This is a genomic window from Leptolyngbya sp. FACHB-671 (assembly GCF_014695745.1).
Lineage (GTDB): Bacteria > Cyanobacteriota > Cyanobacteriia > Elainellales > Elainellaceae > JAAUTN01.
The window spans coordinates 90,789-110,897 of sequence record NZ_JACJOV010000063.1; the positions used below are offsets into that span (position 1 = coordinate 90,789).

The window sequence follows — 20,109 nt, forward strand, 5'->3', positions numbered from 1 at the left end:
TTGGGAAAACAGAGAGGAACTGATGAGTGACTTCTTTAAGGGATTTGAGCAGCTTTTAGAACTAGCTAAAGCTTTAGAAGAAAAGATGGAGAAAGGCGAACTAAAAGCTGACGTGCAAATCAACTCCCGCACCCTCAGCAGCATTCCGCGTCAGGGCAATATTCCCAGAAGTGGAATTGGCGTAAATCCATCTGCCAGTAGAACTCCTTCCACCCAGACCGATGAAGTCGTCGTTACGCCGCCTGCTGATCCTCAATCTCCTGCTGCTACAGCCTCGCTGCGAGAAGTCGGTGGACTCTCTGAAGTTTTGCAAGAACTGCGAGAGCTAGTTGAACTTCCCTTGAAGCGCCCCGAATTGTTGGCAAAGCTAGGATTAGAACCAACCCGAGGCGTATTGCTAGTTGGACCTCCGGGTACTGGCAAAACCTTGACAGCCCGTGCCCTGGCAGAAGATTTGGGCGTAAACTACATTGCCATCGTCGGTCCAGAAGTAATTGGGAAATACTACGGAGAAGCCGAAGCTCGGCTCAGAGGTATTTTTGAGAAAGCCGCCCGCTCTGCTCCCTGCCTGGTTTTCATTGACGAAATCGATAGCCTTGCGCCCGATCGCAGCAAGGTTGAAGGGGAAGTAGAAAAGCGTTTGGTTGCCCAGCTTTTAGGGCTAATGGACGGATTTGCCCAAACTAAAGGAGTCATTGTCCTCGCTGCTACGAATCGCCCTGACTACCTTGACCCGGCATTACGTCGTCCAGGGCGACTTGATCGAGAAGTGCAGTTTCGGGTGCCCAACCGAGAAGGACGCTTAGAAATTCTCACAATTCTGACTCGGTCGATGCCATTGGACGAGTCGGTGGAATTGGGGGCGATCGCCGATCTCTCAGTCGGTTTAGTCGGTGCTGACCTCAAAGCCGTTTGTCAAAAAGCTGCTTACACTGCCCTACGTCGTCAGGTTCCGTCTCTCGAAGCCCCAATTCCAGAGACAATGACTGTGAATCAGCAGGATTTGCTTCAGGCGATCAAGCAGGTGAAACCGTCAGTTTTGCGCTCCGTCGAGGTCGAGTCTCCCGAAGTTTCTTGGGAACAAATTGGCGGACTGGAGACCATTAAACAGACGTTGCAAGAGTCTGTTGAAGGGGCGCTGCTCTATCCCGAACTTTATCAGCAGACAGGTGCAAAAGCCCCGCGCGGAATTTTGCTATGGGGACCTCCAGGCACGGGCAAAACCCTTCTTGCTAAAGCCGTTGCCTCTCAAGCCAGAGCTAACTTTATTGCAGTTAATGGGCCAGAACTGCTGAGTCGCTGGGTCGGTGCAGCAGAGCAGGCAGTGCGCGAACTATTTACCAAAGCAAGACAAGCCGCACCTTGTGTCGTGTTTGTGGATGAAATTGATACATTAGCTCCAGCACGCGGCAGCTATGCCGGAGATTCGGGAGTGAGCGATCGCGTTGTGGGGCAACTCCTCACTGAACTCGATGGCTTACAGGGCTGCCCCAATGTGTTGCTCGTTGGCGCAACTAACCGCCCTGAAGCCCTTGATCCAGCTCTTCTGCGAGCTGGACGGTTAGATTTGCAACTTAAAGTAGACTTACCCAATTTAGAAAATCGACTCGACATTCTCCGGGTTCACAATAGCGATCGCCCCCTAACCAATGTAACCCTCACCGATTGGGCCAGCCAAACTGAAGGTTGGAACGGAGCAGATCTTGCTTTGCTGAGCAATCAAGCTGCCCTAGAAGCAATTCGCCGCTACCGCGCTCAAGGATTTAGTGATCCCAGCCAAATTCAAATCATCGCTGAAGACTTTACTGCCGCCTATCAATTACTCTCCAGCCAGCGCCAATCAGAATGAGATGTTATCCAAATGACCTACTCCACCGGAGCCGAAGCCGGGACTTCTGGTGTCACCTCCGTTGAGTGGGTGGCTGAATTGGTGACAGTATAGGGGCGCATTCTAGCCTGTTGGGAATTGAGCAAGGTCAGACGAACTGATTCTGGCATCGTTACAGCTAGACGGTCAGTTGGGGCAAGGTCGTCAGACTCAACAGCGATCGCAGCAGGTTCTAAAACTTGAGCCACAGCGGTCTGCTGTTGCAACTGCTGAGTTGAGGAAACCAAACCGCTCAACCCATCAACTAGGTCACGAATGTTTTGGCGAAATTCTGGATCACCCGTCAATTCATCCAAGTCAGCAGTAATCTTTTGAGTATTCTGGAACGTAGCACGGGCAGAATCTAGCGTTTGCTGCAAGAGCAAAATGTTATCAGCATCACCTACTGCACCAGTCAGATCGCGCAAATTAGCCGAAGCCTCGGCTGCATTAGCAGAGAGAACTTCCAGATTTTGAAGCAGCTCTCCCTCTTCAATCGCAGGAGCAAGCCGACTGACTGTAAGCTGAAGTTGGCTGCTGGCCTGGTTCAAGTTACCCAGAGTGCTAACTAAAATGGAGCGGTTGTCTGTCAGCAAAACGCTAACTTGAGCAGCCGTTAAGCCAATTTGGTTAGCAGCTTGCCCGACCGAGTTAGCTGAAGTCGCAGCCGAAGTGGTTAGCCTGTTTAAATCCCGCTCGACCGAGCGGGTTAGCCCCGAAACTTGCCGTGTTAATCCCGCAACCCCCGCCGCCGCTTCTGAGGTGTTGCGAGTCAGGGTGCGAATTTCGCCAAAAAACACCGGGTCAGTGATCAAATTGGTCAACTCGACCGTAGAGCGAATCAGTGCCTCAAAGCTAACGCCGACGTTGCCTTGAAGGCGATCGCCATTACAAATAATGACTGTGTTATCACAATCAGCATCCAGCGGAGTGGTTGCAATCACGGCAGCAGAAGGTTCTTCAAGCGGGGTCATATCAACGGAGGTTTCGCCAATTAAGCCTGACTGGTTTGCCTCAATCAGCACATCACTGGGAATCAACAGGTTGGCAGATGTAATCTCAATCGTTACCGCAACTGCATTTGGACCAGGCTGAATCGACAGAATTTTGCCAACTACCACACCCCGATACCGGACAGGCGCACCTGCCTGCATTCCAACCACATTGGGGAATTCTACTATCGCCTGATAGCTACGACTTCCCGGATTTAAACCGCGAATCCACAGTGCCAACAGCCCAAATAGCCCTAACCCCACCAGGATTAATAATCCGACGGAGCCTTCTCGTATCGTTCGCGATCGCATGACTTCTCCTCAAAACGATTTGCGGCATTGCTCAATTTGACATGAATTTGCAGGTAAGGATTCCATCGACCTGGTCAAATTCATCCTATCTATACAGCAATACCCAATTTGCAGTACACGGCAAACGCCAGAATGAATGCTCATAACAGATTAACCGACTTCTTTAACCCACCACCTGAATCGGACCATGTATGCTGCCACTAAAGAATTGCCGCACCAAAGGGTCTTTGGTGGAATCAATTTCACTAACAGCTCCCGCCCACTGCACTTTTCCCTTGTAGAGGAATATAATCCGGTCAGCTGTCCGCCGAATTGTGCTGTCCTGGTGTGTCACCATTACATAGGTAGTGCACCCACCTGACTTGGATTGGAGATCGCGAATCAGGTCTTCAATCACGGTCGAGGCGATGGGGTCAAGTCCGGCCGTCGGTTCGTCGTAGAGCAATACTTCAGGTGTATCGGAAGGTCTCTCTGGGTTTGCCATGATTGCTCGGGCAAAGCTGACGCGCTTTCGCATTCCGCCAGAAAGTTCTGCTGGGTAGCGATCGCCAATTCCAGGTAAACCCACCATCTCTAGTTTTTGGTTGACCAATTCTCGAATATGGCGGGGTGGTAGCCTGGAATGTTGATATAGCAAGAAGCCGACATTCTCATCTACACTTAGCGAGTCAAACAAGGCTGCCTGCTGAAACACCATGCCAATCCCAATGGGATCTTGAGCATCATCAACTAGCCCTTTCCGCCGCTGTCCTTGAACAAATACTTCACCCGAATCAGGGGCTAACAGTCCAGCAATAATTCGTAAAATCGTAGACTTGCCTGTGCCAGAGGGCCCAATTACCGCCAGAGCTTCACCCCGGTAGATAGTTAGGTCAACCTGATCGAGGACTACGTTATTACCGAAAGACTTGCTAACTCCCTTCAGTTCAATTAACGGCTCAGCCATAGCGTAATGAGAGGCAGGTCAAGGGAACTAAAAAATATTAAACTCTAGACCTTAGACTCTGAACTCTAGTTCATTCAAAGTCTAGGGTTTAGCGTCCAGATTGCATAAGTGGCACACATTTCAAAACCAGATTGAGCAAACCAATGTAACCTAGTCAACTTTGAACTGTAATTCAGCTTTGAATTCAGCCTTGATGCCTTTTTACTGGCGGCTTAACCCTCAAAATATAGCTTTGTTGGAAGCATTACAGTTTTGCAACTTTCATTCTGAGAATGGTGTATCTAATTTAACGTAAAGGACTTGATATCTGCCTTGACTCTAGTAGATGAGCTATACCAGCATAGGGGCAGCAATCAATAGAAGTTTTTGGTCGACTTTCCTAACCTTGCCCGTGATCAGCAATGTCATTTGGTTTACTGAAACAAGCTTTAAAGGCGATCAGATATGAATCGCGCCACCGTGCTCCGGTGCGATTCAGTCGATGGTTTTTGTGGCTAGCACCAGGGTTGTTTGTCAAACGATGGTTGTTGGTCAGTGCTAGCGGTGTTCTGCTGACGGGATTAGGTTTAGCCATTTGGACGAACCGAACTCCGGTATTCTACATTGGGCGATTCATTTCAGATTTTTTAGAAACTGTCACCACATTCTTTCCCAGCTATGTCAGTGGACCGATCGCCATAGCAATTGGCATTCTGTTTATCTTTTGGGGACAAACGCGCAGCCTGGGATCAATTACCCAGGTGTTGATGCCAGAAGGGGATGAGGAACTGATTGATGTACTAATGACCCACCGGCGGTTAAACCGTGGTCCCAGAATTGTCGTGTTAGGCGGCGGCACTGGGCTATCTAACTTACTGCGAGGGCTAAAGATCTACAGTGCCAACATTACAGCGATCGTGACTGTTGCAGATGATGGGGGATCGTCGGGACGCCTGCGACGAGAAATCGGCGTGCTGCCACCGGGAGATATCCGCAATTGTCTAGCAGCCCTGGCAGATGAAGAAAAGCTGTTGACTGAGCTATTTCAATATCGGTTTAGGGCTGGAGATGGGCTGGTGGGTCATAGCTTTGGCAATCTGTTTTTGACGGTCATGAGTGAGGTGACGGGCGATTTAGAAAGGGCGATCGCCGCCAGTTCTAAAGTGCTAGCAGTACGGGGGCAGGTGCTTCCGGCAACCCTGAGCGATGTGCGGCTCTGGGCGGAGCTATCCGACGGTCGGCGAATTGAAGGCGAATCTCATATCACTGAAGCCCAAGGCAAGATTGTTAAAATTGGCTGCACTCCTTCCAATCCGCCTGCTCTGCCTAAAGCGCTTCAAGCGATTCGGGAAGCAGACTATATCATCATGGGTCCGGGGAGCCTTTACACCAGCATCATCCCCAATTTGCTGGTGCCTGAAATTGTTGAGGCGATCGCCCAACGTGAGGTTCCGCGCGTATATGTCTGCAACATCATGACGGAAGTTGGAGAAACCCAGGGCTACACCGTTTCCGACCATATTCGCACCATTGATGCAGCAGCCGGACATCATCTTTTCGATGCAGTCGTCGTACAAAAGAAAACACCCTCTGCCCAATCGTTGATTCGCTATGCCCAAGAAGGCTCCCATCCCGTTTTCCTGGACCGGGAAGCTGTAATGCAGTTAGGTCGGCGCGTTGTAATCGCTAATGTAATGCTTGAAGACGAACACACTGGACAAGTCCGCCACGACTCCGATCGCTTAGCAAAAATCTTGCTGCGTTGGTATAGCCGCGTTCACGAGCTATAGAGGAAAAGCTCAACTGCTCTTAAGCTATGCTCTCCCATCATTGAACTGTTGGATCTGAATCTGAGGAGGAATCTGAAGTAGGGTCTAAACCTGAATTTGAGGTTGCGCCGGGACCAAAATCTTGATTGCGCCTACGAAGGGACTGGGCTTTGACTCGCAAATCTTGAAAAAAGTCTGTGTCTACAATTTCTTTGACTCGCTTCTGGCGTTTTGTCTGATCAATTTCGATGCGGAGTTCTGCAACCTGGCGTTTCAAAATTTCTTCACGCTGACGAACTTTGCCAACCATGATTTCAAATACTTCAGCCAGCGTTGTGATTTCATCGCGAACTTGCCTTTCTCCTGAAAGATAAGACAAACTCTGGCTGTAGTCTCCTTCCCCAATTCGTTCTGCGGATTGGGTGAGGTTGACAATGGGTCGGGTCAGAACACGAGACACAACCCAAACCAGGATAAACAGCGTTCCATAGGTCGTCGTGAAAGCAATCAAAACACTCCCGCGAATTTGCTGCTGCACCTGTAAGACATAATCCGCCCGAAAATCAACGCCCAACGCCCCAATCCGTTTTCCCTCTCCGTTGGTCAACGGAATTGCACCAGACACCCAGGTGCCCCATTCATCTGTAAATGGCTCAGCATCAAAAATTTCAGCCGTTAGCCCTTGCAGTAGAATGCCTCCTTCCGGTTCATCATAGGATTCCAGAAATTTTGCGCCGTCGATTCTTCGGTTAATTGCACTGCCGCTGCCCACAAATACAATTTGGTTGGGGGTAGAAGAAGCGGTATAGGTGTAAATGTAGGCACGAGGTTCGATGCTTTCTAGCTGAGCTAGCCAGTTGACGTGTTCCCAGTAGCGCGGATCATCGCTGTAGCCGTCGGCTCTAGGTGTGCCCTGGTCAATCAGAGCAGCAAAATCTTCGGTACTTGTGCCGCTTGCAGCAGCTTCCATCGTGGTTTCTAGATCTTCTCGAATTTGTTCAAGTGCAAAATTAGTTGCAAATCGATAAAACCAGTAATAGGCACCTGCAAAGACAAGACTAAAGACTAGTGTGAAACCTGTTAAAACTTTAAGCTGAAGGCTAATGAAATGAGATTTTTGAGATTTTTGTTTTGCTGTTTTTACGTTCCCTAATTTCACGGTAGATTCCCCAATCTTTTCTGAGCTCCCTGCTTTAAAGATTCAGCTTATCTAAGATGATTTTGCCTCGCTGCCGTCGTTTTAGTCTCCAGTTAAATAAGCTTTCTTCGTATACCGATCGCATTTTAATAATAGCGGCGATCGCCCCTCCACAAGCAATCAATCCAATGCATAAATAAGCATAAAAATAAGTCGAAACATTAAATTGAATTCCAAGTAATACAATCACGCCTATGGCTAGACAACCAATAACAGTACCTATTGCAAATAGATAGCTATCCATAAACATACTGACTCTGCCTCGACGTTCCTCAGGGACAAATGCCTGAAAAGACTTTCGAGCAGATTCATCAATAGTAAATTGAGTTAGCTTAGACAAAGAAAAGCCACTGACACCACCCACAATTCCTGGAAAAAGCATCATGGAAAAAGTACCGATTAGTTGAGCTAACGGTAGTGCAAAAAACGCGTTTTTTAAGCCTGTTATCTTGATTAGGAAACTCGTGAAAAACCCTTGAATAACAAATGACGTAAGAGTGAGTCCTAAGCGATACAAACTGTAGAAGCGCTGATAGCTATCAGCAGTACTAAAAACGTGATTAGAGACAACTAAAAAGTGAAATTCAAATACGGTCAGGCAGACGTTAATTGCCAGAATTGCAACCGTCAAATAGCGAAAAGAAGATACCTCTCGGACAAAGCTCCAGGCTTCTGTTAAAGTGGCGATCGCTGACTCTTGCTTTTGAGCAGCTTGTCTAAATTTGATGCCTTTTAATCTCGACTGAGTTAATAGGAATGCAGCCAAATAAACTAATGCATTCAAACTGAGCAATTCTTCCGGTTTTAGCTGAAGTTGAGTGAGGAGAGTGGGAGCGATCGCCGCTAACCCCAACCCCAGGATTTGTCCGACAAAGCTACCTGTGGCAATCAGCGGAAACAACCGTTTGGTTTGCGCCATGTCAAACAGATCGTTTGCCAGAATCCAAAACACCAGCGGAAAGAAAAGCAACTGCTGCTCAGCAAGCAGATAGAGGAGCGAATAGTTGAGCCAACGGGGTGCTTGAAGGCTAAATAATAGCCTCAAAACAACCAGCATCAGCACATAGGCACAGCTCATCCAGCCCATCAAACTGACCCGGTTAAACCGATCGACGACCAGGGATTGCAGTCCCGTAATCAGAATTGTGAGCAGCATATCTACCAGCCAAACCAGCAGAATTTGGTTGACTCCAACGCTGCTCAAAAAACCGCTTACGGCCACCACATCAGAGACCTGACAGGCTAAAGCATTACTCAACAGCAGCAGCCAAAGCGTTACGACAAGGTATGTCTCTTCTTTCCTCACGCAGCAGTACAGCCTACTAAATGCAGGAGAATTGCCTTCTGGACGTGCACTCGATTTTGGGCTTGCTGCAACAGTCTAGACTGTGCCCCATCTGCGGCTGCATCAGAAATTTCTTGTCCCCGATTGGCAGGCATACAGTGCATGACTAGGGCTTGAGGCGCATGAGTCATGAGGCTATCGTTCACTTGGTAAGGACTAAACAGAGCCAAACGTCGGGTTGCTTCTGCTTCACTTACCTTTTCCCACATACCCATGCCTTCCCAAGAATCTGTGTAGATTACGTCTACTCCTCGGACTGCCTCAACAGGGTTTGAAATGCACTGAACGACTTGATCACCCGCGATCGCCCGCGCCATTTCGATTGTTTCCGCTTCCATCCAAAAATCTTCAGGACTGCTGAGAATGAGCTGAAAGCCAAACTTAACGGCTGCAAATAGTAAGGAGCGGGCAGTATCTTGATTGCTAGAACCTAAGTAGACTACCTTCAACCCAGACAAGCGCCCTAACTCTTCTTGGATAGTCAGTGCATCAGCCATTGCCTGACAGGGATGGTTGTATTTAGTCAGTGCATTGATCACAGGAACAGGCGACCAGGCAGCCATTTCTAACAAATTTTCATGGTCGCTGACTCGCGCTGCAATGCCGTGAACGTATTCACCTAAAACTCGTACTACATCGGCAATGGATTCGCGATCGCCCATGTCCACATCATCCTTGCAGAGATAGAGCGCATGTCCGCCTAACTGCTGAACTGCGAGTTCAAAACTGACACGGGTTCGCAGAGACGGTTTTTGAAAAACCAATGCCAGCGTTTTACCGCGCATTACGGTTTGGTGTCCTGTACTGAAGTGTTCCTGCTTGAGAAAAGCTGCTTTGTCTAGCAATTCCTCTAAATCTGCGGTAGACCAGTCCATCAAACTCAGAAAGTGTTGTGCCATTGCGAACCTTCTCCAGGTCAAGACTAAGCTGCCACCCTCGACCTTTCTGCAAAGGTAGTCCGGGATTTGAGAATTTCATTTCTAGAGCGAAAAATTCGCTGCTGAACGAGATTCGGAAAGCCAGGTTAGCTTTTTGGGATAGTTCGAGGGAGCTACTCAGGGGTGTTGTCTTTTAAGACTTCCCAAATCTGGTTGGGCAGTAACCGTTGTTTTTCTGAGGCAAGTCGAGCTTGGTAGTATCCGTCATCCGCAACCCGGCTGAATTGTAGTAGTCCTTGCTTTACCAGTTTTTCTAAGATGGTCTCGACAAGTGCTTCAGGCTTTCCGGTATGGTTCACGCAGTCTAATAAAGTTGCTTTGCCCCGCCGAATGATCCAGTTCATAAGCTGACGTTTAGCGTCGGGCAACAGCAGCAAATCAAACATTAGAAACGCCAGGGTCAGACACTCTATCAGTCGGGTTCGCTTTGGTTAACCAGGCTTTTAGGAGATGTGCACGTTTGGTTTCGCCAATGTTGGTAATTTGTTGGGCGATCGCTCTGACATCTTTACTCAAGGAATGATCGGGGTAGCGCAGACAAAAGATGTCGCTGCTGGCTAAAGTCAGCAACTCTTGGGAGAAGGGTAAAACGGCTGCGACGGGATGACCGTAGGTTCTTTCAAGCTGTTGCCTAACGTCTTGCTGGAGATACTTAGATGAAACCTGATTGGCAACCAACAGAATTTTGGGAACTCCTAACTTCTTAGCGACATCCAGCGTGAGCGCAACGTCCTGAAAGTTCCGCTGGTCTAAACACAGCACTAGCACCAGAATGTCCGAAAGGGCGATCGCCAGCAGCGTGTCTTCGCTCGATTCAGGATTTGTATCAATCAACAAATAGTCGAGCTTGAGACGGTGACTCAGTTCAAATAGTCCCTGGCTCAATGTACTGGTGTCGTAACCCTCTTGTAGCAGTTGGGCCATCTCGTTAATCTTGATGTTAGAAGGAGTGAGGTAAATGCCTCCTCCCATCACTGCTATTTCTCCGTGGTTAATCTTGAGGAGTGGACTGAGTGACTGGGTCGCCTCCTGAATTCCTACGTTGCTCCAGAGGTAGTAGTTGAGGGCATGATCAGTTTGATCTTCGTCAAGCCCGAACAGAGTGTGAATTCCAGAAGCCTGCACATCGATGTCGATGATGCCAACTCGCTGTCCGTGCTCTGCAATGCTAACGGCTAGATTAGCAGCCAGGTTAGATTTGCCTGTGCCATGACGGAGGGAGTGAACAGAGACAATTTTGGGCATTGCAGACCTTGAAAACTAGGCAAGCCACGGAGTCTTAAGCAGGAGCAACACAGGTCTAGGCTGTAGCTAAATTATTCCCCAGTCTAACGTGACAGATCAACGTATTTTGTGCAGTGTACTGCTTTAGTGATTTTGCAGATGAAATTTTTAGAGAAACCCTAGGGGATTGACGGGTTCGCCGTTTTGCCGGACTTCAAAGTGCAAATGAGGTCCAGTCGAAAATCCAGTGGAGCCAATAGCGGCGATCGCCTGTCCTTGCTGCACGGTTTGTCCTTCGCTGACGTAAAGTTCACTGGCGTGCCCGTAAAGCGTGGTTAAGTCGCCCCCGTGACTGATAACGACAGCATTGCCGTAGCCGCCGTACCAGCCTGAAAAAATCACCACGCCTGCATCAGCAGCTTGAATTGTGCTGCCGTGACTTGCGCCAAAGTCAATTCCAGCGTGAAAGCGACGATAGCCTAGGATGGGATGAACGCGCCAGCCAAAGTTGCTAGTCACAATGCCGATCGAGGGATAGGTGAATTGCCCCGTACCTCGAACCACTGGACCCGGGATTGAAAGGCGCTGCCGAATCAAAACGGCGATTGTAGCGGAGTCTCTTTCTAGCTGGGCTTCTGCTTCTTCTAGGGCATTGCGGTCTTGGCGCAGGCGAGCAATCAGGTCTTGTTGAATTTTTGACTGGGCTTCAAGTTGAGATTTTTGGGCAAGAAGCTGTTGGGTCAATAAGGCAATATCATTCTTTTGGCGCTCAATGGTGCGTTTGCGCTGATTCAGGTTGTCAAATTGAGCTTTTAAGTTAGCCAAAATTTGGCGATCGGCTTGATAGACCAGTTTGAGTTGACGGCGGCGATCGAGAAATTCGTTGAGATTATTGCTTTGCAGCAAGACTGCCCAACCCTGACCACCCTGCTGTCGCTGCAAGAAACGGAGTCGAGCGACAGTGCCAAGCTGTTTATCTTGAAAGCCTTTTTCGGCGATCGCCAATTCTGCCTGTAGTTTCTTCAGGTTCTCTGTTGCGGCTTTAATCTGTGCCTCATTCTGCTGAATCTGAGCAGCGGTGGTGCGAATGTTATTCTGCAAGCCGCCCAATCTGTCCTGAGCAGACTGTTCCAGATTTTGCAGGCGATCGCGCTCCCTCTGTATGTCATCCCGCTCTTGCTCAATCTGTTGTTGCTGCTGTTGTAGGTTTTCCACTGACCCAGCTTGAGCTAACGGTAGGGCTGATGGTAGTGCATAAGACAATGAGGTTGAGCCAATCGCCAGAAACAGACATAGCCCAAGCACTATTTTTAGAATGATTTGACGCAACTTGAGTTGACTCAGCAGTTTAACCATGTCCTGAAACTGTTAGCTTACCCTCTCAAGCTGAGGGCGATCGCACCAAACGCCAGCAAAATTGCACCCGAAATTCTGTTTAACCACTGCAACCCATTTGAGGTAAACCGTCGTCGCAATAAACTGACTCCTCCACTCAGCAGCAACCACCATAGCGCCGATCCTAAAAACACCCCTAAAACTAAAACTCCAGCCGCTGCGTAGCTGCCGCCAGCGCTAGCCAGACCCAAACCTGCAAACACTGCTGCAAACGAAAGAATAGTAGCAGGATTGGTCAGCGTCAATACAACTGTTGAGGCATAGGCTGTAAAAAGGCTGCGTGATTTGCCAGAAATAGTTGATTCAGCAGGCTTAGACACAATTGTCTTCACTCCCAAATAGCAAAGAAACAAACCACCAATCAGCCGAACCCAAAGCGCTTGTCCAACTAGCAGATCGGCTACAAACGTCAGACCGAATCCAGCAACACACCCATACATTGCATCCGCCGTTGCAGCCCCCAAACCTGACAAGAAGCCAGAGGCAATTCCCTCGGTTAAGGTGCGGCGTATGCATAGTACACCAATTGGCCCCACGGGTGCAGCGATGGAAAATCCAAGGATCAGTCCTCGCCCTAAAAATCCAATGTCCATGCTTTAAAGTCTCCTTAATAGATGCAATGTGCAATTTCTTCTAAGTTTTTTGTGGGATGGGCTTGCCCGCTTACATTGAGCAGCCATTTCGTTGCTCCATAGGGAACCCAGGTTTCAAGGACTTTACCTGTCCCTCACGTCGTTGATACCTACCCTTGAACCGTTTCTGAATCGGCTGGGAATTGGAGCGGCAAAGCAGGAGTTTCCTTCGTTGTTGAAAGCACGATGGTGGTTCGAGTGCGCAAAATTCCGGGTAACCCTTTTAAGTTTTCGCTGACTAGTTGCTCCAAGCCTCGCGTGTTGCGGCATCGTACTTTGAGCAAGTAATCATCTTCACCCGTGACATGATGGCATTCCTGAATCTCCGCTAATTCCTGTACTCGCTGCAAGAAAGTAGCTCGATGTGAATGCTCCAGTGTTACTGCGATGAACGCAGTTAGCTCACAGCCAACGGTTTCAGGGTCGATTAGGGCGGTATACCCCTTAATAATTTTGCGTTCCTCTAAGCGACGAACGCGTTCAGCAGTTGCAGGAGCAGAGAGTTCTAAAATTCCAGCTAACTCTGACCAGGTGATGCGCCCCTGATCCATTAGACTTCGCACTACCTTATAATCTGTCGAATCTAGACTCACAAAGTTGTTTTTATTAGGTCTGTTAGATATTTATAATTATTTTATAAGGCTGAGTCAAGCGTATTGGTCAACAAACGGAACTCAGACATCTCTGTGTAGATGCCTGAAGAAGGTTAGGGAGGTTTGCTAGAGAGGCGTAAGGATTTGCTCTGTTATAGGGAAAATTGGGTTTGGTAGCGTTGGTTATTTTTTGGGATTGAAGGGAAGAGCGTCTGACCACGGCACTTTCTTGATCAGAAAAGTGGCAGGCAAGACATAGGAGCGATCGCTCCTTCCCTCACCCGATAGGTCAATCATCTTCACCACCAGTCGTAGCGAAAAGGTAATGTCTGCTTTGCGCTCCATAAAGTCAGCGTAGAGTTTCTTCATCTTGTCTGACTTCTTGCCAGCTTTCTCAATTCCGAATAGATCAATGATTGGAGAGGCTGTTTCCAAGCTGCCATCGATGTTCATCTTGAGAATATCCTCAGCCGTAAACTCTTCCTTTAAGGTTTTGCCAGGGGGCACAACGCTAGGGACTTGCTGCTCAGAAAGGTTGAAGCGCTTATCAGGGGTGAGGCGAATGACTCGGCGCGATCGCCCCTCGTGATCGGTCAAGGAACTGTGGTCCCAATTCACCTCAAAAGATTGGTCAGTCGATTTGTTCTCCAGGGACATTGACAGCTTTTTGGGCTGTTCCTCAAATTTGTAGCGATCGTCAAATCTGAAATTGAGATTAATCAAATCCCTTAGCTCTTTCTCCTCCAAAGTCTGATCGAGTGTAGTGCGATCAAAGTGAAAGGTCGTCTGGTCATCCAACGTATTGATCGCCTGATAGAGCACATACACAACCGAGATGATGTAGACCGTCAGAATGAGCAAATCTAGTTCAGTCATGGCTTGGCAAAAAGAGCAAGTTAGGCAAACGTTGGACGAACAAAAGTGACGACTGAAAAACGAGGTTTCTCCAGTATCAGGGATTTGAGTACGTTTAAGCGTCTTCCCGATTTCTTCCCGATTTTCTCCCTAATTCTTCACGTCAGTGATGTAGCTTAGCACTCATCACCGGTACGCACGTTTAAGCCTGTCGCTAGCATAGCCGTCCCTTTTCCAGAGAGGAAACCGTGAGTAATAGAAAGCTTCTACACCTATCTCGCCGCCAAGTCATTCGAGGCTTGCTTGCCACGACGGCTTTTGGCATTACTGCTCGTTTTGGCACTGGGTGCAGCTCAGCCGAGGGGGGTGGGGGTGCTACAGACCAAGTTACGATGGGCTTTATTTACGTTGGACCCAAAGATGACTACGGTTACAACCAGGCACACGCAGAAGGCGCAGCTGGGGTTGTAGAGAGTTTTGATTGGGTCAAGATCGTTGAAGAAGCCAGCGTTCCAGAAACCACTGCGGTTGAGGAATCGATGCGAAGCATGATCGATATTGACGGTGCAACTGTCCTCTTCCCCACATCTTTTGGCTACTTTGACCCTCACATTCTCAAGCTGGCAGAAGAATATCCCGACGTACAGTTCTTTCACTGTGGTGGACTTTACCAGGAAGGAACGCATCCGGTTAATGTAGCTAGCTACTTTGGCTACATCGACGAGGCACAGTACATTGCTGGAATCGTTGCTGCTCACACGTCCAAAACTGGAAAATTAGGATTTATCGGTGCAAAGCCAATCCCTCAAGTTCTCAGAAACATTAACAGCTTCACGCTGGGTGCCCGCAGTGTCAAACCCGAAGTGACGACGCAGGCTATTTTTACCGGAGATTGGGCCCTGCCAGTCAAGGAAGCAGAAGCTGCAAACAGCATGGCTGACCAGGGAATTGATGTGCTCACCTGCCACGTGGATAGCCCCAAAGTGGTGATGGAAACCGCAGAAAAGCGGGGCATTTTTTCCTCTGGTTATCACGCTGACCAAACGGCTCTAGCACCCAAGGGCTATCTCACGGGTGCTGAATGGGATTGGACGAGCGTTTATTCCAAGATCGCTGAAGACATTCACGCTGGCAAAAACTTGATGGATGGCAGCATTCCTCATATCCTCCGGGGCGGTTTGGCTGAGGGCTTCTGGAAGCTTTCAGAGTACGGTCCAGCAGTGAGTGAGCAGGCAAAGCAGGATGCTGAAGCCGCCAAAGCTGCCTTTATGGACGGCAGTATGGTGATTTACAACGGTGAGATTAAGGACAACACGGGCGCAGTTGTGGTTGAAGCGAGTCAATCGCTGAAGCAGCAAGACCCTGTGCTGGAGCAGATGAATTATCTAGTCGAAGGGGTGATTGGTAGCGTTGCTAGCTAATCGCCCCTTATCCTTCATCCCTCATCCCCTATCTCTCATTCTTTCACCATGGTCACTCATCGTAAAACCCTGGAATCTATCTGCATTCCGGTTGGCGCTTTAGCCTTTTCACTCGTCCTGTTTGGCGCATTTTGCGCGGCTGCGGGGGCAAATCCTTTTGGCGTATATGCCTCGATTTGGAAGGCAGCATTCGGCAGTTGGAGCACGTTTCAAAATACGCTGATTCGAGCTTCACCGCTGATGTTAAGTGCCTTGTGTACGGCGCTTCCTGCTCGTCTAGGGTTGGTGATTATTGGCAACGAGGGCGCATTAGTCGTGGGTGGCTTGGGTGCAGTTGCGGCTGGATTGGCACTGTCTACTGCCCCACCTACGGTTGTACAGATCGGTATGGCACTGGCAGGAATGGCAGCGGGCGGTTTGTGGATTGGTGCGGTCGGTGCATTGCGGCACTACCGCGCTGTGAATGAGACGATCAGCAGTTTGCTGATGAACTATATTGCGATCGCCCTGCTCAACCACTTAGTCGGTGGTCCCATGCGCGACCCCAGTTCGCTCAACAAGCCTTCCACCTATCCGATTGCTGAAATCAATATGTTGGGTTCTATTCCTGGCACTCGAATTCACTACGGACTGATTTACGGACTGATTGCCTGTGCGATCGCCTACTTCCTGATTCAGCGCACCACCTTTGGCTTTGCCGCTCGAACTGCGGGAGGAAACATTCGCGCCGCCCGCATCGCCGGACTGCCCGTCGGCAAACTAACGATGGCAATTTGCTTCCTGGCAGGCTCCTGTGCAGGTTTGGCGGGCATGGTTGAAGTTGCAGCTGTTCACGGTCGCGCCAACGAATCGCTAAATGCCAACTACGGGTATGGCGGCATTCTGGTTGCCTTCATTGCTCGACACAATCCGCTAGCAGCGGCACTCGTGTCTATCATGCTAGGCGGCATTCTTGCTAGTGGTGGCATTTTGCAGCGATCGCACAACCTCCCAGACGCAACCGTTCTCGTCTTCCAAGGGCTTGTCTTCCTGGTCGTCCTGTTTAGCGAATCGCTCTACGGCAAGTTTGCCATCTTCAAAGAGCCAATTGTAAAGGCCCCACCGACACCCGCAGTTACGGCGGTGGTGTGAGGAATTTGGAGTTTGTAGAGACGCGATTAATCGCGTCTCTACAAACTCCACACCTATAAGGAGATTCTACTAATGGCAACAGAAGCACTCGGTTGGTGGGGCGTACCGTTGGCGATCGCCGCTGGTATGATGCGCGGGGGAACGCCCTTCCTATTTGTCAGCTTGGGTGAATGTCTGACCGAAAAGAGCGGCAAAATCAACCTGGGTTTAGAAGGAACGTTGCTGATGGGTGCAATGAGCGCCTACGCCATTTCCTATCTCACTGGGTCGCCCTGGTTAGGCGTGATTGCCGCTGGACTCGCAGGCGTGGTATTCGGTTTAATTCACGGTTGGCTTTCTCAGCAGCCTAGGGTGAATGACGTTGCGGTGGGCATTGCCATGATCATTTTTGGCAGCGGCATCGCCTTTTTTCTGGGAAAGCCATTCATTCAGCCGTCTGCTCCACAGCTGGCAACGATTAATTTAGGAGCCTGGAGCAGTTTGCCGCCTGTGCAGTCGGCATTACAGATTAGCCCCTTGTTTTTGTTGGGTGTGGCGATCGCCCCCCTAATGCACTGGTTCTTTCAATCAACTCGCTGGGGTTTGTTTATCCGGGCAGTGGGCGACAGCCCTGAAGCTGCTAGAGCAATGGGCGTTTCCATCTTCAAGGTGCGAATGCTCAGCGTCGTGGCAGGCAGCTTTTTAGCCGGAATTGGCGGAGCTTCCTTATCGCTCTACTATCCCGGGCTCTGGAGCGAACGGGTTTCTAGCGGTCAAGGCTTGATGGCTGTCGCTCTCGTGATTTTTGCTCACTGGAACCCGATTCAATGTCTCTGGGCTTCCCTCTTGTTTGGGGGTGCTCAGGCACTGGGACCGGCACTTCAGTCGGTCGGCATTGAGCAGGGCTATTACTTGTTCAACGCTGCCCCTTATGTGTTGACCTTGCTGGTCATGATCATCACCTGTTCACCAAAACGCACGCTGTCCGGTGCGCCAGGTGCCTTGGGCACAGATACTTAGGAGGGACAAGGGAACGCAATGTGTAACTTTTTCTAACCTCTTGTGGGATGGGCATCTTGCCCGTCCAAATCAATCAGGCAAGATGCCTGCTCCACAGGAAACCAAGGTTTCCAGGAATCTAGTTGCACATCGTGTAGGGCGATCGCACCTTATAAATGGTCTACAAAGTTCCGCTGTTTAAGCTCAAGGTTGCAGCATTTCAGGTCAAAGTCTCACCGTTCTAGTTCAAACCCCTACCATTCCTGTTTAGAACAGCATCGTTCTTGTTCAAAACAGCATCGTTCTTACTTAGAACAGCATTGTTTTTGTTTAGAACAGCATTATTCTCACTCAGAACAGCATTGTTCTTGTTTGAAGCGACATCGTTCCTGTTTAAGACTGCATCATTCTTGTTTAGAACAGCATCGCTCCAGTTCAGGACTCCATTCTCCGGGTTCAAACCCTCATTTGCCGAACTCAAACTCTCATTTCTAATCAACCTCGTTCCAAGGCTCTGCCTTGGAATGCAGAACTGGAGGCTTTGCCTCCTGATATCAAGTGGCAGAGCCACTTTAAATGCATTCCCAGGTAGAACCTGGGAACAAGTAATGAACAAGTTTTACCTTTCATCTCTCATCCTTTATTCCTTATTCCTATGAATGGTCTTGGCGGCTTAAACAAATCTCCTAACGGCGTAGTTCTCGGCATGGTGCAACTGCAACTGCCAACGGTAGTTACGCCCGATGACCTGGCAGCGCAAACCGATCGCGTTTGCGACATGGTTGGCAAAGCTCGGCGCAATATGCCCACGATGGACTTGGTGGTGTTCCCAGAATATGCTCTGCACGGGCTATCAATGGACACCAATCCAGAGATTATGTGTCGGTTGGATGGTCCAGAAGTTGAGGCGTTCCAGACTGCCTGTCGGGACAACCGCATCTGGGGTTGCTTTTCCATCATGGAATACAACCCACACGGCAACCCCTACAACAGCGGCATCATTCTGGACGACAAAGGTGAATTGCGGCTCTACTATCGCAAGCTGCATCCCTGGGTACCTGTAGAACCCTGGGAGCCGGGAAATATCGGCATTCCAGTCTGTGAAGGTCCAAATGGCAGTGCGATCGCCCTAATCATCTGTCACGACGGTATGTTCCCGGAGATGGCACGAGAATGTGCCTACAAAGGAGCCGAAATCATGATTCGCACAGCGGGCTACACTGCTCCAATTCGGCATTCCTGGCGCATCACTAATCAGGCAAACGCCTTTTGCAATCTGATGTACACCGCTTCGGTTTGTATGTGCGGCACCGACGGCACCTTTGACTCAATGGGCGAAGGAATGTTCGTCAACTTTGATGGCACTCCATTGGCAATGGGTAGCCACCGCCCCAACGAGATTATCACCGCCGAGTTGCGCCCCGACTTAGTGCGTGAAGCTCGAAATCATTGGTCGGTTGAGAATAACATCTACCAGTTTGGGCATCGCGGCTACACCGCCGTCAAAGGCGGAGCGCAAGACTGCCCCTATACCTATATGCAGGATTTGGTGAACGGCAACTACCGCCTCCCTTGGGAAGAACAAGTCGTTCACACAGACGGTACTTCCTGCGGTTTCCCGTCCCCAACCCGCACTTACCGGGGCGAAGAAGTTCCAGCCGACGTGTTGGGTTAGTCAGCCCTGTAGGTTGGGTTGAAGCATGAAACCCAACAAGCTCAAACTTTTGCAAACGTTGGGTTTCGCTTTGCTCCACCCAACCTACCCGGCTTTAGGAGGTCATGAATCATGGGTCTTTACGTCAACTCAGAACCTTACCCCTATCCTTACAACGGTGAGCTACGTCCAGGCAACACCGTGCTGCTGATCATCGACATGCAAACCGACTTTTGTGGCATCGGCGGCTATGTAGACAAGATGGGCTATGACCTTTCCCTTACCCGTGCCCCAATTGAACCAATCAAACGGCTACTAAGCGTGATGCGCGAAAAGGGCTTTCACATCATGCACACCCGCGAAGGACATCGCCCCGATCTGTCAGATTTGCCCGAAAACAAACAATGGCGATCGCGTCAAATTGGTGCAGGCATCGGCGACCCCGGACCCTGCGGCAAAATTTTGGTGCGCGGCGAACCGGGCTGGGAAATCATTCCTGAACTGGCTCCCCTTCCTGGCGAGACGATTATCGACAAACCCGGCAAAGGTTCCTTCTACGCTACCGATCTAGACCTGTTGCTTCAGCGCAAAGGCATTCAAAACATCATTCTGGCAGGCGTAACAACTGATGTTTGCGTCCATACCACCATGCGCGATGCCAACGATCGCGGCTACGAATGCCTGCTGCTCTCCGACTGCACCGGAGCTAGCGACTACGGCAACCACCTTGCCGCCCTAAAAATGGTGACCATGCAAGGCGGCGTGTTTGGTGCGATCGCCCCCTCCACTGCCCTAATCGAAGCCCTCCAAACCCCGTAGGGGCGCAGCATTCGGTAGGCATCCTTGCAACCCCAATCCAAACTCTGCCCGAATGCTAAGC

At 49.8% G+C, this 20,109-nt stretch carries 19 protein-coding genes; 7 read left to right on the forward strand and 12 right to left on the reverse strand.

Translation table 11 applies throughout. The features are described from left to right. The first annotated feature begins 22 nt into the window (after positions 1–22). On the forward strand, positions 23–1,849 hold the full coding sequence (locus tag H6F93_RS07625) for an AAA family ATPase (RefSeq protein WP_190679951.1): 1,827 nt from the start codon (positions 23–25) through the stop codon (positions 1,847–1,849). A gap of 17 nt (positions 1,850–1,866) precedes the next feature. Here the strand turns inward: H6F93_RS07625 and H6F93_RS07630 are convergent, their stop codons facing one another. Both H6F93_RS07630 and H6F93_RS07635 read right to left on the reverse strand, forming a co-directional pair. After that, on the reverse strand, positions 1,867–3,171 hold the full coding sequence (locus H6F93_RS07630; protein ID WP_190679952.1) for an MlaD family protein: 1,305 nt from the start codon (positions 3,169–3,171) through the stop codon (positions 1,867–1,869). Positions 3,172–3,334: 163 nt separating this feature from the next. Further along, a complete protein-coding gene (locus H6F93_RS07635) occupies positions 3,335–4,117 on the reverse strand; it encodes an ABC transporter ATP-binding protein (protein WP_190644623.1) in 783 nt (260 codons plus the stop codon). 401 nt (positions 4,118–4,518) lie between these two features. Here H6F93_RS07635 and H6F93_RS07640 point away from each other — a divergent pair, with 401 nt between their 5' ends. After that, complete coding sequence (locus H6F93_RS07640; protein WP_190679953.1) at positions 4,519–5,886, forward strand: gluconeogenesis factor YvcK family protein; 1,368 nt, start codon at positions 4,519–4,521, stop codon at positions 5,884–5,886. 37 nt (positions 5,887–5,923) lie between these two features. Here the strand turns inward: H6F93_RS07640 and H6F93_RS07645 are convergent, their stop codons facing one another. The 9 genes from H6F93_RS07645 to H6F93_RS07685 all read right to left on the reverse strand — a co-directional run bounded on the left by H6F93_RS07645 (position 5,924) and on the right by H6F93_RS07685 (position 14,066). Further along, entirely contained in the window at positions 5,924–7,024 is a 1,101-nt protein-coding gene (locus H6F93_RS07645) for a HAMP domain-containing protein (protein WP_190679954.1), read from the reverse strand. A 34-nt stretch (positions 7,025–7,058) separates the two neighbouring features. Continuing rightward, positions 7,059–8,369 (reverse strand): hypothetical protein, encoded by a 1,311-nt coding sequence (locus H6F93_RS07650; RefSeq protein ID WP_190644620.1) that lies wholly within the window; start codon positions 8,367–8,369, stop codon positions 7,059–7,061. Further along, complete coding sequence (gene argF, locus H6F93_RS07655; RefSeq protein ID WP_190644619.1) at positions 8,366–9,307, reverse strand: ornithine carbamoyltransferase; 942 nt, start codon at positions 9,305–9,307, stop codon at positions 8,366–8,368. Before argF ends, H6F93_RS07650 begins: the two co-directional genes overlap by 4 nt. A gap of 152 nt (positions 9,308–9,459) precedes the next feature. Next, positions 9,460–9,732, reverse strand: coding sequence for a hypothetical protein (locus H6F93_RS07660; protein WP_190679955.1), 273 nt, complete (start codon positions 9,730–9,732; stop codon positions 9,460–9,462). Beyond that, positions 9,725–10,591, reverse strand: a complete 867-nt coding sequence (locus H6F93_RS07665) for a MinD/ParA family ATP-binding protein (RefSeq protein ID WP_190679956.1) — start codon at positions 10,589–10,591, stop codon at positions 9,725–9,727. The genes H6F93_RS07660 and H6F93_RS07665 overlap by 8 nt, the downstream gene beginning before the upstream one ends. Positions 10,592–10,738: 147 nt before the next feature. After that, complete coding sequence (locus tag H6F93_RS07670; RefSeq protein ID WP_190679957.1) at positions 10,739–11,926, reverse strand: murein hydrolase activator EnvC family protein; 1,188 nt, start codon at positions 11,924–11,926, stop codon at positions 10,739–10,741. Positions 11,927–11,943: 17 nt separating this feature from the next. Next, positions 11,944–12,558 carry a LysE family translocator gene (locus H6F93_RS07675; protein ID WP_190679958.1) on the reverse strand — a complete coding sequence of 205 codons (615 nt, stop codon included), beginning with the start codon at positions 12,556–12,558 and terminating at the stop codon, positions 11,944–11,946. A 149-nt stretch (positions 12,559–12,707) separates the two neighbouring features. Further along, a complete protein-coding gene (locus H6F93_RS35075) occupies positions 12,708–13,190 on the reverse strand; it encodes an Lrp/AsnC family transcriptional regulator (RefSeq protein WP_347277260.1) in 483 nt (160 codons plus the stop codon). Positions 13,191–13,373: 183 nt separating this feature from the next. Beyond that, complete coding sequence (locus tag H6F93_RS07685) at positions 13,374–14,066, reverse strand: hypothetical protein (RefSeq protein ID WP_190644614.1); 693 nt, start codon at positions 14,064–14,066, stop codon at positions 13,374–13,376. Positions 14,067–14,293: 227 nt separating this feature from the next. Here H6F93_RS07685 and H6F93_RS07690 point away from each other — a divergent pair, with 227 nt between their 5' ends. From H6F93_RS07690 to H6F93_RS07700, 3 genes are all read left to right on the forward strand, one after another. Continuing rightward, on the forward strand, positions 14,294–15,466 hold the full coding sequence (locus H6F93_RS07690) for a BMP family ABC transporter substrate-binding protein (protein ID WP_190644613.1): 1,173 nt from the start codon (positions 14,294–14,296) through the stop codon (positions 15,464–15,466). A 48-nt stretch (positions 15,467–15,514) separates the two neighbouring features. After that, positions 15,515–16,597 carry an ABC transporter permease gene (locus H6F93_RS07695; RefSeq protein WP_190679959.1) on the forward strand — a complete coding sequence of 361 codons (1,083 nt, stop codon included), beginning with the start codon at positions 15,515–15,517 and terminating at the stop codon, positions 16,595–16,597. Between the two features lie 72 nt (positions 16,598–16,669). After that, complete coding sequence (locus H6F93_RS07700) at positions 16,670–17,596, forward strand: ABC transporter permease (protein WP_190679960.1); 927 nt, start codon at positions 16,670–16,672, stop codon at positions 17,594–17,596. A gap of 220 nt (positions 17,597–17,816) precedes the next feature. Here the strand turns inward: H6F93_RS07700 and H6F93_RS07705 are convergent, their stop codons facing one another. Next, positions 17,817–18,146: a hypothetical protein gene (locus H6F93_RS07705; protein WP_190679961.1), complete on the reverse strand. Its 330-nt coding sequence runs from the start codon at positions 18,144–18,146 to the stop codon at positions 17,817–17,819. Positions 18,147–18,230: 84 nt separating this feature from the next. Between H6F93_RS07705 and H6F93_RS07710 the strand changes: the two genes are divergently transcribed. Next, the gene (locus H6F93_RS07710; RefSeq protein ID WP_190679962.1) at positions 18,231–19,250 is read left to right on the forward strand and encodes a formamidase; all 1,020 of its coding nucleotides are present in this window, start codon (positions 18,231–18,233) and stop codon (positions 19,248–19,250) included. 111 nt (positions 19,251–19,361) lie between these two features. Then, complete coding sequence (gene biuH, locus H6F93_RS07715; RefSeq protein ID WP_190679963.1) at positions 19,362–20,048, forward strand: biuret amidohydrolase; 687 nt, start codon at positions 19,362–19,364, stop codon at positions 20,046–20,048. The last annotated feature ends 61 nt before the right edge of the window (positions 20,049–20,109 follow it).

What these genes read in the sequence shown, in the direction of transcription:
- argF (WP_190644619.1), bottom strand. Translation starts at nt 9,307, where the DNA reads ATGGCACAACACTTTCTGAGTTTGATGGACTGGTCTACCGCAGATTTA.
- H6F93_RS07695 (WP_190679959.1), top strand. Translation starts at nt 15,515, where the DNA reads ATGGTCACTCATCGTAAAACCCTGGAATCTATCTGCATTCCGGTTGGC.
- H6F93_RS07670 (WP_190679957.1), bottom strand. Translation starts at nt 11,926, where the DNA reads ATGGTTAAACTGCTGAGTCAACTCAAGTTGCGTCAAATCATTCTAAAA.
- H6F93_RS07630 (WP_190679952.1), bottom strand. Translation starts at nt 3,171, where the DNA reads ATGCGATCGCGAACGATACGAGAAGGCTCCGTCGGATTATTAATCCTG.
- H6F93_RS07675 (WP_190679958.1), bottom strand. Translation starts at nt 12,558, where the DNA reads ATGGACATTGGATTTTTAGGGCGAGGACTGATCCTTGGATTTTCCATC.
- H6F93_RS07660 (WP_190679955.1), bottom strand. Translation starts at nt 9,732, where the DNA reads ATGTTTGATTTGCTGCTGTTGCCCGACGCTAAACGTCAGCTTATGAAC.
- H6F93_RS07700 (WP_190679960.1), top strand. Translation starts at nt 16,670, where the DNA reads ATGGCAACAGAAGCACTCGGTTGGTGGGGCGTACCGTTGGCGATCGCC.
- H6F93_RS07625 (WP_190679951.1), top strand. Translation starts at nt 23, where the DNA reads ATGAGTGACTTCTTTAAGGGATTTGAGCAGCTTTTAGAACTAGCTAAA.
- H6F93_RS07640 (WP_190679953.1), top strand. Translation starts at nt 4,519, where the DNA reads ATGTCATTTGGTTTACTGAAACAAGCTTTAAAGGCGATCAGATATGAA.
- H6F93_RS07635 (WP_190644623.1), bottom strand. Translation starts at nt 4,117, where the DNA reads ATGGCTGAGCCGTTAATTGAACTGAAGGGAGTTAGCAAGTCTTTCGGT.
- H6F93_RS07665 (WP_190679956.1), bottom strand. Translation starts at nt 10,591, where the DNA reads ATGCCCAAAATTGTCTCTGTTCACTCCCTCCGTCATGGCACAGGCAAA.
- H6F93_RS07710 (WP_190679962.1), top strand. Translation starts at nt 18,231, where the DNA reads ATGAATGGTCTTGGCGGCTTAAACAAATCTCCTAACGGCGTAGTTCTC.
- biuH (WP_190679963.1), top strand. Translation starts at nt 19,362, where the DNA reads ATGGGTCTTTACGTCAACTCAGAACCTTACCCCTATCCTTACAACGGT.
- H6F93_RS07685 (WP_190644614.1), bottom strand. Translation starts at nt 14,066, where the DNA reads ATGACTGAACTAGATTTGCTCATTCTGACGGTCTACATCATCTCGGTT.